Annotated in this window: 17 protein-coding genes and 1 riboswitch; of the genes, 14 read left to right on the top strand and 3 right to left on the bottom strand. The window is 58.6% G+C overall.

Going from position 1 to position 15,230, the window contains the following annotated elements:
- Nucleotides 1-12 precede the first annotated feature (12 nt).
- The 3 genes from J1C59_RS21015 to J1C59_RS21005 all read left to right on the top strand — a co-directional run bounded on the left by J1C59_RS21015 (nucleotide 13) and on the right by J1C59_RS21005 (nucleotide 2,356).
- Nucleotides 13-1,044: a methionine synthase gene (locus J1C59_RS21015; RefSeq protein ID WP_128087056.1), complete on the top strand. Its 1,032-nt coding sequence runs from the start codon at nucleotides 13-15 to the stop codon at nucleotides 1,042-1,044.
- A gap of 197 nt (nucleotides 1,045-1,241) precedes the next feature.
- Nucleotides 1,242-1,871, top strand: coding sequence for a LysE family translocator (locus tag J1C59_RS21010; protein WP_140916920.1), 630 nt, complete (start codon nucleotides 1,242-1,244; stop codon nucleotides 1,869-1,871).
- Between the two features lie 56 nt (nucleotides 1,872-1,927).
- Nucleotides 1,928-2,356, top strand: a complete 429-nt coding sequence (locus J1C59_RS21005) for a GFA family protein (protein WP_128086885.1) — start codon at nucleotides 1,928-1,930, stop codon at nucleotides 2,354-2,356.
- A 9-nt stretch (nucleotides 2,357-2,365) separates the two neighbouring features.
- Here the strand turns inward: J1C59_RS21005 and J1C59_RS21000 are convergent, their stop codons facing one another.
- Nucleotides 2,366-2,917 (bottom strand): P-loop NTPase family protein, encoded by a 552-nt coding sequence (locus J1C59_RS21000; RefSeq protein WP_128086884.1) that lies wholly within the window; start codon nucleotides 2,915-2,917, stop codon nucleotides 2,366-2,368.
- A 368-nt stretch (nucleotides 2,918-3,285) separates the two neighbouring features.
- On the opposite strand from J1C59_RS21000, the gene J1C59_RS20995 reads away from it, so the two are divergent.
- The 6 genes from J1C59_RS20995 (at nucleotide 3,286) to J1C59_RS20970 (ending at nucleotide 7,966) form a co-directional block, all read left to right on the top strand.
- Nucleotides 3,286-4,404, top strand: coding sequence for an alkene reductase (locus tag J1C59_RS20995; protein ID WP_128086883.1), 1,119 nt, complete (start codon nucleotides 3,286-3,288; stop codon nucleotides 4,402-4,404).
- Nucleotides 4,405-4,420: 16 nt separating this feature from the next.
- Nucleotides 4,421-4,735, top strand: a complete 315-nt coding sequence (locus J1C59_RS20990; protein WP_128086882.1) for an ArsR/SmtB family transcription factor — start codon at nucleotides 4,421-4,423, stop codon at nucleotides 4,733-4,735.
- 121 nt (nucleotides 4,736-4,856) lie between these two features.
- Nucleotides 4,857-4,976, top strand: a riboswitch (TPP riboswitch).
- Nucleotides 4,977-5,101: 125 nt separating this feature from the next.
- Nucleotides 5,102-6,040 carry an FAD-dependent oxidoreductase gene (locus J1C59_RS20985; protein WP_140916919.1) on the top strand — a complete coding sequence of 313 codons (939 nt, stop codon included), beginning with the start codon at nucleotides 5,102-5,104 and terminating at the stop codon, nucleotides 6,038-6,040.
- A complete protein-coding gene (thiS, locus tag J1C59_RS20980) occupies nucleotides 6,030-6,227 on the top strand; it encodes a sulfur carrier protein ThiS (RefSeq protein ID WP_128086977.1) in 198 nt (65 codons plus the stop codon). Before J1C59_RS20985 ends, thiS begins: the two co-directional genes overlap by 11 nt.
- Nucleotides 6,228-6,229: 2 nt before the next feature.
- Nucleotides 6,230-6,988: a thiazole synthase gene (locus J1C59_RS20975; protein WP_140916918.1), complete on the top strand. Its 759-nt coding sequence runs from the start codon at nucleotides 6,230-6,232 to the stop codon at nucleotides 6,986-6,988.
- 9 nt (nucleotides 6,989-6,997) lie between these two features.
- Complete coding sequence (locus J1C59_RS20970) at nucleotides 6,998-7,966, top strand: HesA/MoeB/ThiF family protein (protein ID WP_140916917.1); 969 nt, start codon at nucleotides 6,998-7,000, stop codon at nucleotides 7,964-7,966.
- Nucleotides 7,967-7,972: 6 nt separating this feature from the next.
- Here the strand turns inward: J1C59_RS20970 and J1C59_RS20965 are convergent, their stop codons facing one another.
- Together J1C59_RS20965 and J1C59_RS20960 are read right to left on the bottom strand one after the other, a co-directional pair.
- Nucleotides 7,973-8,386 carry an ASCH domain-containing protein gene (locus tag J1C59_RS20965; protein ID WP_128086583.1) on the bottom strand — a complete coding sequence of 138 codons (414 nt, stop codon included), beginning with the start codon at nucleotides 8,384-8,386 and terminating at the stop codon, nucleotides 7,973-7,975.
- Nucleotides 8,387-8,583: 197 nt separating this feature from the next.
- A complete protein-coding gene (locus J1C59_RS20960) occupies nucleotides 8,584-9,126 on the bottom strand; it encodes a DsbA family protein (RefSeq protein WP_128086584.1) in 543 nt (180 codons plus the stop codon).
- Between the two features lie 311 nt (nucleotides 9,127-9,437).
- On the opposite strand from J1C59_RS20960, the gene J1C59_RS20955 reads away from it, so the two are divergent.
- The 5 genes from J1C59_RS20955 (at nucleotide 9,438) to J1C59_RS20935 (ending at nucleotide 15,213) form a co-directional block, all read left to right on the top strand.
- On the top strand, nucleotides 9,438-9,707 hold the full coding sequence (locus J1C59_RS20955; RefSeq protein ID WP_128086585.1) for a hypothetical protein: 270 nt from the start codon (nucleotides 9,438-9,440) through the stop codon (nucleotides 9,705-9,707).
- Nucleotides 9,708-10,153: 446 nt separating this feature from the next.
- Nucleotides 10,154-10,780, top strand: coding sequence for a fimbrial protein (locus J1C59_RS20950; RefSeq protein WP_128086586.1), 627 nt, complete (start codon nucleotides 10,154-10,156; stop codon nucleotides 10,778-10,780).
- Between the two features lie 52 nt (nucleotides 10,781-10,832).
- Complete coding sequence (locus J1C59_RS20945) at nucleotides 10,833-11,501, top strand: fimbrial biogenesis chaperone (RefSeq protein ID WP_128086587.1); 669 nt, start codon at nucleotides 10,833-10,835, stop codon at nucleotides 11,499-11,501.
- Between the two features lie 69 nt (nucleotides 11,502-11,570).
- On the top strand, nucleotides 11,571-14,087 hold the full coding sequence (locus J1C59_RS20940; RefSeq protein ID WP_479687494.1) for a fimbria/pilus outer membrane usher protein: 2,517 nt from the start codon (nucleotides 11,571-11,573) through the stop codon (nucleotides 14,085-14,087).
- A gap of 16 nt (nucleotides 14,088-14,103) precedes the next feature.
- The gene (locus J1C59_RS20935) at nucleotides 14,104-15,213 is read left to right on the top strand and encodes a fimbrial protein (RefSeq protein WP_128086588.1); all 1,110 of its coding nucleotides are present in this window, start codon (nucleotides 14,104-14,106) and stop codon (nucleotides 15,211-15,213) included.
- Nucleotides 15,214-15,230: the final 17 nt, after the last annotated feature.

Below are 15,230 nucleotides of genomic sequence, written 5' to 3'. Positions count from 1 at the left end.
AGGTCACCTGCTATGAAAACGTTACTACCGACATCCACTGCGGGCAGCTTGCCTAAACCCTCATGGATTGCGCAGCCAGAAGTCCTCTGGTCACCCTGGAAACTGCAGGATGACGAGCTGGTTGACGGTAAAAGAGATGCCCTGCGTCTCTGTCTGGATGACCAGGTGCGGGCCGGTATCGACATCGTGAGCGACGGCGAACAGACCCGTCAGCACTTCGTGACCACCTTTATTGAACATCTCAGCGGCGTGGATTTTGAGAAGCGCGAAGTGGTGCGTATCCGTAACCGCTACGACGCCAGCGTGCCGACCGTGGTGGGTGAAGTTTCCCGTCCGAAGTCCGTCTTCGTCGAAGATGCAAAGATTCTGCGTAAGCTGACCGATCGCCCCATCAAGTGGGCGTTACCGGGCCCGATGACCATGATCGATACGCTGTATGATAACCACTACAAAAGTCGCGAAAAGCTGGCCTGGGAGTTCGCCCGAATCCTGAATCAGGAAGCCAAAGAGCTGGAAGCGGCGGGTGTCGATATCGTTCAGTTTGATGAACCTGCGTTCAACGTCTTCTTCGATGAGGTGAACGACTGGGGGATTGCCGCGCTGGAGCGTGCGGTCGAAGGCCTGAAGTGTGAAACTGCGGTGCACATCTGCTACGGCTACGGCATCAAAGCCAACACCGACTGGAAGAAGACCCTGGGAACCGAGTGGCGTCAGTATGAAGAGGTCTTCCCGAAACTGCAGCGTTCGGCTATCGATATCGTCTCGCTGGAGTGCCAGAACTCACGCGTGCCGATGGATCTGATCGAGCTGATTCGCGGTAAGAAAGTCATGGTCGGTGCCATCGACGTGGCGACGCATGAGATCGAGACGCCTGAAGCTGTGGCCGACACCCTGCGCAAGGCGCTGCAGTTTGTGGATGCGGAGAATCTCTATCCCTCCACCAACTGCGGCATGATCCCGCTGCCGCGCCACGTTGCGAATGGCAAACTGCATGCGCTGAGCGCGGGTGCAGAGATTGTGCGCCGAGAGATCCTGGGCAAATAATCCTGGCTTAACACGCAGTCCGGCTGGTAATACTGGCCGGACTGCATGCAAATCTTCTTTCCTCAGCCGTTGTTTTACCTCCCCCCTTTTTCTGCATCTGTTCAGCGTCTTACCGCGTTCCGGTTATAAAGAGACATGGCATTTTCTGGCCTCAGCCGATATAACTGAGCGTACATCCCGCCCTTCAGAGGAATCACATGGCGCTTTCCCACGAACTGCTGCTGATTTTTACGACCTATCTCGTCGCGACGGCCAGCCCCGGACCGAGCAACATGGCAATTATGGGCACGGCAATGAAAAAGGGCCGGAGTGCCGCGCTGGCGCTGGCGGCGGGGGTGGTGAGCGGGTCGCTGCTCTGGGCGCTGCTCGCCGCCTGCGGTGTGCTGACCGTGCTGGCTGCCTTTGCTCAGTTGCTGATCGTGCTGAAAATCGGCGGTGGCCTGTATCTGCTCTGGCTGGCGTTTAAAGCGGGTAAATCGGCCTTACGCCGGACGGAGACCGCGGCCCTGAACGCCAGCGGGGAGCGGGTCGCCTATGGCCGGCTTTTCCGACAGGGCATCCTGATGCACGTCGGCAATCCCAAAGCGATTCTGACCTGGGTGGCGATAATGTCCTTTGCGATGAGGCCGGATGGGGGCGCTTCGACGCTGCCGATCATCCTCTGCGGCTGCGCCGCGATCTGCATCTGCGTGTTCGGCGGCTACGCGCTGCTCTTCTCCACCGCTGTCATGAGCGCCTTCTACTTACGCATTCGTCGCGGGCTGGATGCGCTGTTAGCCTGCTGCTTTGCGCTGGCAGGCGTGAAACTGCTCTTCAGCCGTAGCTAGCGATGACTATCCCGGGTCTGCCGATGGCCCGGCATCCCAACCGGTAAGGCGATTAAATGAAAGGCACCTGTCTGTGTGAAACCGTGACGTTTGAACTCGCCGTCACGCCAGCATTCTATTACCGCTGCCACTGTTCCCTGTGCAGAAAACAGAGCGGAACCGGCCATAACCTGGCAACACTGGTAAACGAGCGTGATTTCACCTGGTTATCGGGAGAGGCGCAGATCGCGTCCTGGTCAAAACCAGGCGGTTATCGATGCGATTTCTGTTCATGCTGCGGCTCGCCGGTGCCAAACCGGTTGCGTGACCCTGCGTATATCTGGATTCCGGTAGGGTTGCTTAATGAACCTGCCGGGATGCAGTGCATCGGGGATTACTGCACCGATGACGCGATGCCCTGGGATACCACCCGATCCGCATCTGACCACGCCGGGCCCGTCGCGTCGCTGGACGCGCTGCTGGCGAGCCTGAAGCTCGTTGATTAATGGCTGGTGTTACCGGGGGATGTTCAGCGCTAACCCCCAGGATTCCGAGCAGGCTTGAATCTCACTCTGTGAGTGAAGCCGGATTTTTGGCAGGCTTACCTGAGCAAAGATCTGCTGATGGCGTTTCCGGTTCTGCGGGGCGGTGCGGGTAATATATTTCAGCATCGCCAGGGTTATGGGATCGCGGCCCGAACCCAGCCCGCCAATGCGCGGGGCAGAGGAGTAGCACCTGCGGATGTACCTCAGCAGGGCCACGGGCACGCTGACATCCAGCAGAATCAGCCCCGTGGCGCGAGCGAGTCGCTCTTCAATGCATCGGGTGTAATTTCCCTCGATCACCCATCTCTCCTGCCTCACCGCTTCAGTATGCAGCTGCAAAAATTCGGCTGTGGCTCTGGGTTGCCACTGACTTCCCGGCACATGGTGAAGCTGATCAAGATAGACGGCGGGTAACGCGGTTTTGCGGGAAATCGCCTCTGCCAGGGTCGATTTTCCACTGTTCGATGGCCCCATAATAGAGATACGTGGTCCGAGCGCGTCTAACGCGAGGGGGTTATTCACGACGTTTCCTCTGGCTGAATCCTGCGGAAGGAAGCGCGCAGAAACCGTGTCTCTGTCGCGCACGACTCAAGGCGATGACCATAATAAGCGACAAAAGGGCGATTCGTCACAATACGCGGATGCGGGGTGCACAGGAGAGGCGGATGAGGACGCCGTCCGTCTGCGGAAAACCTCTGTCGTGTGCGTCCGCCGGGACAGGCGTTCGCTTAAAAGCGGTGTTAATGCTTCGCCTCATCCTGCCGCTGAAACAGGCTGGATATCAGCGGGTGCCCGTCCCGGCGAGCCTCAGATAAAAAAAGCGATTACACATTTACAAATTTAAATGTGTAAATATAATGACGGCTTTTCACGCATCCGAGGATTTTTTTATGCCGTCACTGTTCAGCCCCCTGACCCTGGGCGATCTCAGCCTTCGTAACCGCATCGTCCTGCCGCCGCTGACCCGCTGCCGCAGCGAACAGCCGGGCAATATCCCCGGCGAGATGATGGTGGAGTATTACCGCCAGCGTGCCAGTGCCGGGCTGATGATCACCGAAGGTACCCAGATTGAGCCACGCGGGCAGGGCTACGCCTGGACGCCGGGCATCCACAGTGAGGCGCAGATCGCGGGCTGGAAAAAGGTGACAGAGGCGGTGCATCAGCAGGGCGCCACGATTTTCTGCCAGCTCTGGCACGTAGGCCGCGTCTCTCACAATGCGCTTCAGCCGGGCAATGAGGCACCGGTTGCCCCCTCGGCCATCGCTGCCGATAACGTCCGGGTATTTATCGAAACCGGACCGGGTACCGGGATGCTGACCGCACCCAGCGAGCCACGCGAGCTGACCACCTGCGAAGTCAAAGAGATCGTGGCGCTCTACCGGCGTGCGGCGGAGAACGCTAAAGCTGCCGGATTCGACGGCGTTGAGCTGCATGCTGCCAACGGTTATCTGATCAACCAGTTTATTTCGGCGCAGACAAACTTCCGCACGGATGAATATGGCGGCTCGGCAGAGAAGCGTCTGCGCTTCCTGCGTGAAGTGGTTCAGGCCGTCAGCGCAGTCTTTGGCAGCCATCGGGTTGGCGTCCGGTTTGCGCCGCTGTTTTCGAGCACCGACGAAGAGCGCGTTTACCTCGGTCTGGTTGAACGCGATCCACACGCCACCTATATCCACGCTGCGCAGCTGCTGAATACGCTGGAAGTCGGCTATCTCTCCATCGCCGAAGCGGACTGGGATAACAGCCCGGCGATGCCGGAGAGTTTCCGCATCGCACTGCGCGACACCTTCCGTTCACCGATCATCTATTCCGGCCGCTACACCGCAGAGAAAGCGCAGCAGATGCTGGAAAAAGGCTGGGGTGATCTGTTTGGGTTTGGCCGCAGCTTCATCGCCAACCCCGATCTGCCTGCGCGTATCCGGTCGGGTTATGCCCTGAACGCGGTGGACCACGCCTCGCTGTATGGCGGCGGTGAGAAAGGGTATACTGACTATCCTTTTTACCCATCCTGATACTCTGTGAGGCGGCATGTCCCCGGAAAATGCCCTGAAGCTGCTGGCCAACCCGACGCGTGTGGCCGTGCTGAAGTGGCTTAAAGAACCTGACGAGGCGTTTGCGGGCTATTCGCAGCTCTATCCCTTCGATCAGTACGGTGTCTGCGCCAGCCTCATCCAGGACAAGGCGGGCTTATCACAGCCCGCCACCTCGTTATGCCTCAAGGCCCTGCAGAGTGCCGGTCTGGTCGAAGCCAGCAAAGTCGGTAAGTGGACCTACTACCGCCGCGCCGAACCGCGTATCCGCGAAGTCACTGAGACCCTGACACAGGCGCTGCAGGCGCTCTGATCGCCCTGGCGCCCTGGCGTCGTCAAACGAACCGGGGTTGCCTGTCTCTTTTCTTTCCCCGCGCTTTTCTGCCCCTGCTTTGTGCCCGCGTCTTGACGAACCCGCCCGCTTAACTTACAACTAGAGCCGTCAGGGGAGTCTCGCCGGAGAGACTGAGAGGCTAATAGCGCATCGCGCGGCTTAGCGACCCTTAGAACCTGACCCAGTTGATACTGGCGTAGGAAGACGGGTATCGCAGCCGATACTTGCCGCAGGGGCACATGCGCCTTTGCCTTTTCCCTCTGTATCACGGGTCTTCGTTAACCAAAACGAGGGCAATGTGAAAAATCTCATCCTGAAACCTTCTCTTCCTGCCGGATGGCGGTCATGAGCCGCTGGTCGGTGCTCGGCAGCGGCGTGGCCGGGCTGTGCGTCGCCACGCTGCTGATGGAGCGCGGAGAAACGGTCGAAATCATTACGCAGCCAGCGTGCCGTGCCGCGTCCCACTGGGCGGGCGGGATGCTCGCGCCCTGGTGCGAAGCCGAGAGTGCGCCGCCGGAGGTGATCACCTGGGGCCAGCACGCGGCCGGCTGGTGGGCGAAGCGCGTGGCGGGCGTAGCGCAGCAGGGCACGCTGGTAGTGGCGCCGCCGCGTGACAGTCGCGAACTCATTCGCTTTGCCAGCCTGACCCAGGCGCATCAGTGGGTCACGCCCGGCGAAATCGAGCCTGCGCTGGAAAACCGTTTTGCCCGCGGCCTGTTCTTTGCCCGGGAAGCGCATCTCGATCCACGCCGGGCGATGCAGCAGCTGCGCGACACCCTGCAGCAGGCGGGCGTTGCCTTTCACAGCGGACAACCTGCCGGAAAAATCATCGACTGCCGTGGCATTCACGCCGCCGCACAGCAGCCCGCACTGCGCGCGGTGCGGGGCGAAATGGTGATCCTGCAGACGTCCGACATCCAGCTTTCCCGTCCGGTACGGCTGCTGCATCCCCGTTTTCCCTGCTATCTGGTGCCGCGTGCCGGGGGGCACTTCATGCTGGGGGCGACCATGGTCGAAAGCCACGACAGCAGCCCGATTAGCGCCAGGGCGATGATGGAGTTGCTCAGCGCCGCCTACAGCCTGCATCCGGCGCTGGCCGAAGCCCGCATTGTGGAGAGCGGCACCGGTCTGCGTCCCGCCTACCGGCAGAACCTGCCGGAGGTGCGCTACGAAGAGGGCCGTTTTTCGCTGAATGGCCTCTACCGCCACGGCTTCCTGCTGGCCCCGATCATGGCTGAAAAACTTATGCTGCAACTGACTCAGGAGATGACACATGCGGGTTGAACTCAATGGACGCACAATCGAAACCGCTGCCAGCACGCTGGCAGAACTGATGACGGAGCAGCAGATCGATCCGCGCAGCGTCGCTACCGCCCTGAACGGTGCGTTTGTGCCGCGCAGCGGCTATGCCAGCCAGCAGCTTGAGGCGGGTTGTCAGGTCGAAGTTCTGTCACCGATGCAGGGAGGATAATCATGTTCTATCAGTTCGAACCTCAGTCGCGCTTCCTGCTCGGCACCGCCGGGTATCCCTCGCCGGAGATCCTTCACCAGGCGATCGACGCCTCCGGCACGGAAATCATTACCGTCAGCCTTCGCCGCGAGGGCAGCGAAGGCGGGGCTTTCCGCTCGCTGCTGCAACAGGTGAATAAACGGATTCTGCCCAACACCGCGGGCTGCCACACGGTCAAAGAGGCGGTGACGACGGCGCAGATGGCGCGCGAACTCTTCGGCACCCCGTGGATCAAGCTGGAGGTGATCGGTCACGCCGATACGCTGCAGCCCGACCCCTTTGCGCTGGTGGAAGCGGCCCGGATCCTCTGCGCGGAGGGTTTTCAGGTGTTTCCCTACACCACGGAAGATCTGATCGTGGGCGAAAAACTGCTGGAGGCGGGCTGCGAACTGCTGATGCCCTGGGGCGCGCCGATCGGCTCCGGCCAGGGACTGCGCAACATCGAAGGGCTGCGCGCCATGCGCGCCTGGTTCAGCGATGTGCCGCTGATTATCGATGCGGGCATTGGCGCACCGGGCCAGGCGGCGCAGGCGATGGAGATGGGCTTCGACGGCGTGCTGCTCAACACGGCGGTCGCCAAAGCACGCGATCCGGCGCGGATGGCCGGGGCCTTTGCCGCCGCGATTCACGGCGGACGCGAGGCATTTGAGGCGGGGCTGATGGAGCCTCGTGATATGGCATCGGCCTCGACGCCGATTTTCGGGCTGGCACAGTTCAGTTAAGGAGCGGCGATGGATCGTTATCAGCGACAGACCATGCTGCCGGAGATCGGCGACGCGGGCCAGCAGCGGCTGAGCCGGGCGCGGGTTCTGGTGGTGGGGGCGGGCGGACTCAGCGCGGCGCTGCTGCCGTTACTGGCGGGCGCGGGCACAGGCTTCATCCGTCTTTACGATGGTGACTGCGTCGAACTGCACAACCTTCATCGGCAGACGCTGTTCGGCGTTGAGGATGTGGGGCAGCCCAAAGCCCTGTGCGCGCAGCGCGCGCTGGCGGAGCGGAATCCGGCGTGTCGGGTGGAGGCGCATCCCTCTGCACTCAGCGCCAGTCAGTTGCCGCAGGCGCTGGAAGGGATCGATCTGGTGGTGGATGCGGCGGATAATTTTGCCATTACCTACCAGCTTTCCGATGCCTGCTACCCGCGAGGCGTGCCGCTGATCTGTGCGTCGGTGCTGGGACGCAAAGGTTACGTGGGGGGATTCTGCGGCGGCGCACCGGGCTACCGCGCGCTCTTTCCGCAGCTGCCGGCCGCCGCAGCGAACTGTAATACCGCTGGCGTAATGGGACCGGCTGTCGCGACGCTGGGGGCGATGCAGGCGCAGATGGCGCTGAGCGTTTTATTGGATCTGACGCCGTCGCCGCTGGGCTGCATGATCCACTGCGATTTTGTGGCGTGGCACATCCGGCGCTTCCGCTTTGACGATGCGCAGGAGCCTGACGGGCCCGTGACGCCTTTCATCGATCGATCGATGCTGACGGAAGCGGATTGCATCGTAGAGCTGCGTGATACGCAAGAGGCGCCGGCCAGCGTCGCCGGGCGGGTCGAGCGGATCCTGCCGCAGCAGATTGCGAGCTGGCAGCCGCCAGCGCATCAGCGCGTGGTCCTGGTCTGCGCCAGTGGGCTCCGTGCCGCCCAGGCGGCGGAAATTCTCGCCGCGCGGGGCGTCACCCGGCTGGCGCTGATAGCGGCTAACACCCTGTAGACCGGTTCAGATCACCTCGACCAGCTGGAAGGTCTCGAAAATCAGCTCCATTTCGGCGTGGAAATAGCCTGCACGCTGGAAGTAACGCTGATGCTCCTGCCGCCAGTAGTCGAGGCTCAGATCGCCTTCGCCTTCCAGCATGGCCATCTCAGGGGTGACCCGGTCAAAGCGTGTCAGAAACAGTCCGGTGGTGCGGATCACACAGACGGGCTTCTGTTCGCCATTCAGCACGATGGTGTAGCCGCCCGGCTGTGGCAGCGGATCCTGCTGCTGCCAGCTCTGCAGCGCGCCGCAGGTGGCCACTTTTTTCCCGGCGATAATCAGTGTGGCCAGCTCACTGGCTAAGGCCGGTGAGTCACCGAAGGCATCGGTTATCGCATCCGGGTATTTTTCCTTTACCTGTTCCAGCGTCATCGTCATCTGCAAATCCTTGTTGAGTCACGCGTCTCCGGCGCTGCCGCAGCGTTGTAATGAGCCGCCACCGCGGCTGAGGTTCCGCAGAGGCTGTGAGCGGAACAGCTTAACCGCCCTGATGACAAAAAAACAATCACAATGTCAGGTAATTACCTCTGACGGGCGGAAAGGTGAAGCGCATCATGCGATCCCGTTACCCTCGATTAACGCGTCAGGAAACTTGCCCAGTGTGCAATGTCGTCACCGCTGCCGATCTCCGGCTGCACCAGGCCATTGACCATAAAGGTCGGCGAAACATGGATGCCGTTCTGGCGGGCATATTTACAGTGCCACTTGATGGCGTTCTGCAGGTCAGGTCGATCGAACGCGGCGGTGGCATCCACGCCGCTGTACGCCTTCAGGCGCTCAATAATCTGATTCGGAGTCGCATCGCGGTTCGGGCCGGTGCAGTGATCGGTGAACTCAAAGTCTTCGCGGTGATCGGCCACCGCCTGCATCACCCGCTTCGCGGCGGCTTTACTGTCACAGGCCGCGGCAAGGATATAGCGCACGATCACCCCGGAATAGAGGTGCCACGGCTGCGACTGCAGACGGATCTTCAGCGTCATCTGATCTTCACCCACCTGCGCCAGTAACGCGTCTAATTTATTAAATGCCCGCACCGAAAAAGGACAGGTGGGTTCCAGAAAGACCTCGAAAACCGCAGGGCCGTGACCCCAGATCAGGTGATCGGCAGGTTGACTCATCGTTAACTCCTTAAAGATAATCGGAACGTAAAGGGATTTTACCCTGGCAAATTGCCGGGACATCAGCCAGTTAATCGTCGGCCGTAATTGTTACAAAAAGCAGCAGTCAGTCGCGGCAGGGCGTGAAGCAGGCGACAGGCCGGTCCATTAGTCGTTAGAATTGCTGGCCCTGAAAGTCTCACCCGCGGGCATCCCGGCTGACGAGCAGCTATAGTTATCCGCTGAGTTTGCCTGAACCGATGAACAAGCCAGGGCTGCAATGTTCCTGTCTGGCGGCTTCCGGCGCCGACACGCGTTAAAAGAGGTTAATTTTGTATACCGATCTCACCTGGAAAACGCTTCACCGCGTCATCAACCAGACGATCTCAGACATGCTGGATGAGCAGCAGACCCTGAATGTGCCGTCATTGCGCGCCCGGCTGCACGACATGGCGGAGAAAGAGGACGATGAACTCATGGTGCTCTGCTACTGGCAGGCGAGCAAAATTCTGACGCGACTTCCCGCTACCGTTACCGCCACTCAGCTGATTGAGGCGGCCCGTCATGCTTTTCGCACCCCGCTGGATCACGATCTGCTTTAACCCGCGCTGACATACAGAGGGAAAAATGGCCGGCCGCACGCCGACAAAATTATCAGGCTCTCTGTACGCGCATTAAATTAACTTTTTAGATCGAGATTATATTATTTATTCATCGGATTTAATACCTATTCCAATTCTGGAATGGCTAAAGATTTAATGTGAATTAAATCAGTTCAAAAAGTAAAACTGATATTATATGAAATAAATTTTGCTCTTTTTATGCGATTTCTGAGGCTGCAAATTGATACAGATCAGAAAAATAGTCCAGTCTGAACATTTATTTCGGTAGTTAAACGACCTGTTTATCTTTTATATAGTTCCGCAGGCTTACTATGACGCCAGCATAATAAACCCTGTGTTGTTATGTTGGCGCATTTAAAAATGCATATCTACTCATCAGGTGGTGAATTCAGCCACATTGCATGTATTGAAAAGAGACAGGTTTAATGAATATCAGAAAACGTATTCTGCCAGTAGCCCTGGCTGGCCTTATGGTTTCAGCATCCGCATTAGCAACAGGAACCGCGCCTGCTGATGGCCCGTCACCGATTAATCCAAATCCGGGTACCTCTGCCGGTACTCAGGGTGCCGGTGGCCAGGTCAACTTTACGGGTGAAATCACCGATGTTTCCTGTGACGTCTCCACAACCAGTATTAATGTTGATTTAGGCAAATGGGCGAAATCCTATTTCGCCAGCCGCACTGAAACCACCCAGACACCGTTCACTATCTCCGTAAAAAATTGCCCGGAAACAGTGAAGAGCGTGGCTGTGCTGTTTGACGGTGAAAAAGATAAAGGCGACAGCACCCTGCTGAAACTGACCAGTGGCGAAGGCACCGCCTCCGGCGTCGGCATTAAACTCTATAATGCCGACCGCAAAACCGCTATTCCGGTTGGCACCGTTTCCAGTGCGGTCAAAATTGCACATGACAGCCTGAGCGGAACCGGCACGCCCGCCGCTGGCGCAAGCGCAGATTTAACTTTCTTTGCCAACTATAAAAGCGATGGCGCAAGCGAAATCAAAATTGGTAAAGCCGATTCAGTTTCAAACTTTGTGATGGTCTATAACTGATTAATCACAGGCTTTTCCTGTCCCCCCCAAATAACTAACGGCGTACATGACTATGTTAAAAGTACTAAGATCGTTTTCGCTCATCTCTGCGTGCATGCTGAGCATGGCTGCTCATGCCGGTGTTGTGATGGGGGGGACGCGTGTTATTTTTTCAGAAGGTAAGAAAGAAGCCTCAATTTCAGTTACGAATCAGGAAAAAAATATTCCTTATCTGATCGAATCCTGGGTTGAAAATTTTGACCAGAGTAAAGCACGCGTGCCGTTTATTGTCACGCCGCCGCTGTTCCGGCTGGATGCAGGAAAAGAGAGCGAGCTGAGAATTAATTATCTGGGGATGCCGCTGCCGCAGGATCGCGAATCGGTCTTCTGGCTGGACGTGAAATCTATTGCGCCGATGCCGCGTGACGATAGCAATGAACTGCAGGTGAATATTAAATCGAAATTCAAACTCTTTTATCGTCCGAAAGGGCTGACCGGCAAACCGGAAGAGGCCTGGCAGCAACTGACTTTCCGTCATGAAGGCAACCAGTTGATTGCGCATAATCCGACGCCTTACTTCGTCTCCTTTTACTCCCTCAGCGTTGCCCATCATGAGATCAACGATCCCGGCATGATTGCCCCGTTTGCCGATCGTCGCTGGACGGACGCGGATACCGGCGCGGTAACCTGGTCAGCCATCAATGATTTCGGCGGTATTACCGGTCAGCGCACGCGTTCGTAGTCTGTGCGTCGTGCTCGCTTGTAATCTCAATTCGGGGCGTCAATGGTGAAAGTCACTCATTCTTCTTTGATGGGAAAGATCCGGTCTGCAAAGCCGCTCTCTGCCACGCCGTGGCTGGCGGGCGTGCCGGGTTTAATGCTGATTCTGTTCTGCCCGCTGCGCGGTGCCCGTGCAGATGACTATTTCAATCCGGCGGCACTCGAATTTTCATCCGATCAACATAATGCTGCCGACCTTCACTATTTCAACCATGAGGGCGGACAGCAACCCGGCACCTATCATGTCACCCTGATGCTGAACAACCAGGTCATCGACAGCCGTGACGTCAGCTTCGTGCAGGGTAAGTCCGGCCTGGTGCCGGCGCTGACGCCCGCGGCGCTGGAAGCGTTAGGGGTAAACGTTAAGGCTTTTCCTGCCTTTGCCGCTGTGAAGAAGGATGAAGCGATTCATGACCTGGGTAAATTCATTCCGGATGCGTCGACCGATTTCGATTTTGCCCATCAGCAGTTAAATCTTTCCGTGCCGCAGATCGCCCTGACGATGAAGGATCGCGATTATATCGATCCGGCGCGCTGGGACGAGGGGGTGCCCGCCGCGTTCGTGGACTATAACCTTACCGGCAGCAGCGCCCGTAATCAGGATGAACACTGGAACTCGACGCTGCTCAGCCTGCGCAGCGGGGCAAATCTCGGTGCGTGGCGACTGCGCAATACCGCGACATGGCGCTACGATCTGGTCAGCCACTGGCAGTCTCAGACCACCTACCTGGAGCGGGATCTCAAAACGCTGAAAAGTCAGTTCCGGGCAGGGGATACCTACACCGACGGCGACATCTTCGACAGCGTACAGTTTCGCGGCATGCAGCTTAAATCGGACGACAGTATGCTGCCTGAAAGTGAACGCGGGTTTGCGCCGGTGATCCGCGGCATCGCACACAGCAACGCGCGGGTGACCATCAGTCAGCATGGCTACGTCATATATGAAACGGTGGTGGCACCGGGCGCTTTCGAGATCAAGGATCTCTTTCCCACCGCGCAGAGCGGCGATCTGGACGTCACGATTCACGAAACTGATGGCTCCGTCCGCACGTTCACCCAGCCCTATTCGGCGGTTCCCTACATGCTGCGTCAGGGCCATCTGAAATACAGCGTCAGCGCCGGGCGTTTTCACTACTCGGGCGGCGGCGACATGCGCGCGCCGGTGTTTGTCCAGTCGACGGCGTTCTACGGTCTGCCTCACGATGTTACCGCCTTTGGCGGCCTGCAGGTTGCGCAGAATTATCACGCAGTCGCCGCTGGCCTGGGGAAAAGCCTGGGTGACTTTGGCTCGCTGGGCACCGATGTGACGCTGGCGAAAACGCAGTTGCCGGATGGCAACAGCAGCAGCGGTCACTCCGTACGGGTGCAGTATCAGAAAGATTTCGACTCGACCAACACCAGCTTCAGCATGGCGAGCTACCGCTACTCCTCCAGCGGTTTTTACGGCTTCAGCGAAGCCAATGCGATGACCAGCCCGGCCAGTTATGTCATGAACAAACGCAGCCGGTCGGAAATCTCCCTTTCTCAGGGGATCGGCGATTACGGCAGCCTGAATGCGTCCGCCTACATACAGCGTTACTGGCGCTCAAACAGTGAAGATCGCACCCTGCATCTGGGCTTCTACAGCAATTACAAGAGCGTCTCGTGGGGCATCGCCTGGTTCTACACCGACTCGACCCGCGCCCGCAAAGCAGACAGCGCCATCTCCTTTAATGTCTCGGTGCCTTTCAGCGCCTTGCTGCCTGGCAGCGCGATCAACTACAGCATGAACGCGGGTAACGATGGCAACGTCTCACAGCAGGTCAGCCTCTCTGGCAGTGCCCTGCAGGACGATAAACTGCACTACAACCTGCAACAGGGCCACGACAGTCAGGGTAACAACGTGAACAGCAGTGGCGCACTCGACTATCGCGGCAGCCGCGGCAGCGTGAATGTCGGGGTCAGCCACGACCGACACAGCAGCCAGTTCAACTATGGGCTGTCCGGCGGCATCGTGGCCCACGCGCATGGCATCACGCTGAGTCAGCCGCTGGGCGATACCTTTGCGATTGTCCGGGTACCGGATACCGCCAATGTGGGCGTGCAGGGCAGCGCCAGTGTCTACACCGATGGCCGGGGATATGCAATTGTGCCCTCCCTGTCGCCCTATCAGGCTAATGCCATCGAGCTGGAAACCGACACGCTGCCGGACAATGTCGATGTCGGACTGGATGGCAGAACGATGATCCCGACCCGCGGCGCGATCGTGATGGCGGATTACGCCACGCGCATCGGGAGCCGGGTACTGTTCACGCTCAGCTGGCAGAATGCGTTCCCGCCTTTCGGCGCAACGGGCCGGGTGGCACTGGCCGGTGACGATAAAGAGAGCAACACCAGCGGCATCGTGGCCGAAAAAGGCGAACTCTATCTGAGCGGCGTGCCGGTGCAGGGCGTCATCGTGGTCAGCTGGCAGGAAAATGGCGAGAAGAAGAGCTGCCGCGCGCCTTTCCGTTTGACTGACGCGCCTCAGTCCACCCCGGTCAGGCTGGTTTCTGCCGTTTGCCGGTAACCCACAGGAATTCAGAATGAAATCAGTTCAGCGATTACTTACAGGGGGCGCGCTCGTTGTCCCGGCTCTTTTCTGCCTGCCGGCTTTCGGACAGGAGTCCTGTCAGGGCGAGTCTCAGGCCGTGGTACAGGTACATAACGTCAATTTTGTGCCCGGTGCAGCAGATGGCACGCCGATTTCGGCCCAGATGCCTATGCAGATCAACAACGTCTTTACCTGCGTCAAAAACAGCGGTGAGCAGGGGTATAACTACAAAGATCTGGGCTTTGAAATCAACGCCGAAGAGTCGGGACTGCAGACTAACATCGCTGGCGGGCACAATACGCCCATTTATCGCATTGCCGGTCTGGACAGCGTGGGCTTCGCGCTGGGCTTTAAAGAGCCGACCTTCTGCAACGCAGCCTTCTCTGACACCACGGGTAAAAACCAGACCAGCTCCGTCTGCAGTTCTCAGGTGAATCCGCAGATCAACGGAGCCAGAAACCTCAATCTGCAGCCCTATATCGTCTTTTATAAAATTCCGGGTCAGGGATCGCCCCTCAATCCCGGCAATCAGCCCGCCAGTATTCATGAGGTGAGCATCGGCACCGCCAGCCTGAAGGTGGGTGACAGTGCCGCCAGCAGTCAGCCCATCAACGATAAGCCGCAGATCTTTCTGTCGAGTTTTACCGTGCAGTATGGCAGCTGCGCCGTGGTCACCTCTCGCGCTTCGATCAATGTCGATTTGGGCAAGGTCAGCCGGACAGATTTCCGGGGGGTGGGCAGCCGGGGCGGCAACCCGAGAGGCTTTCAGATTCAGGTGAAATGTGAGCACAGTGCCGCGGTCAAAGTGGGCTTCTTCGGGATGACGACCCCGGAGGATAAAGATGCGATCAAACTGACGCCGCAGACTAATGTGGCTTCCGGTGTCGGGATCGCCCTGACCTATGGCGCAGGGCTGCAGGTGCCGGAAGGACAGCGGGTGCCGCTGAATGTCTCGCCGGATCAGCTGCCGGTGCTGACCACGGTCGCCTCGCCCGATCAGGCGGCATCGATGGCGTTTAACGCGCAGTATATTCAGACCGGCGGCGAGGTCATGGCCGGTAAAGCCGATGGCACGGTGACCTTTAACCTTATCTATAACTAAGGCATCCGCAGCGCGCC

It is taken from the genome of Pantoea deleyi, from assembly GCF_022647325.1.
Lineage (GTDB): Bacteria > Pseudomonadota > Gammaproteobacteria > Enterobacterales > Enterobacteriaceae > Pantoea > Pantoea deleyi.
Note: the sequence above shows the minus strand (reverse complement) of the source record. Positions and strands in the feature narration are given on the sequence as shown.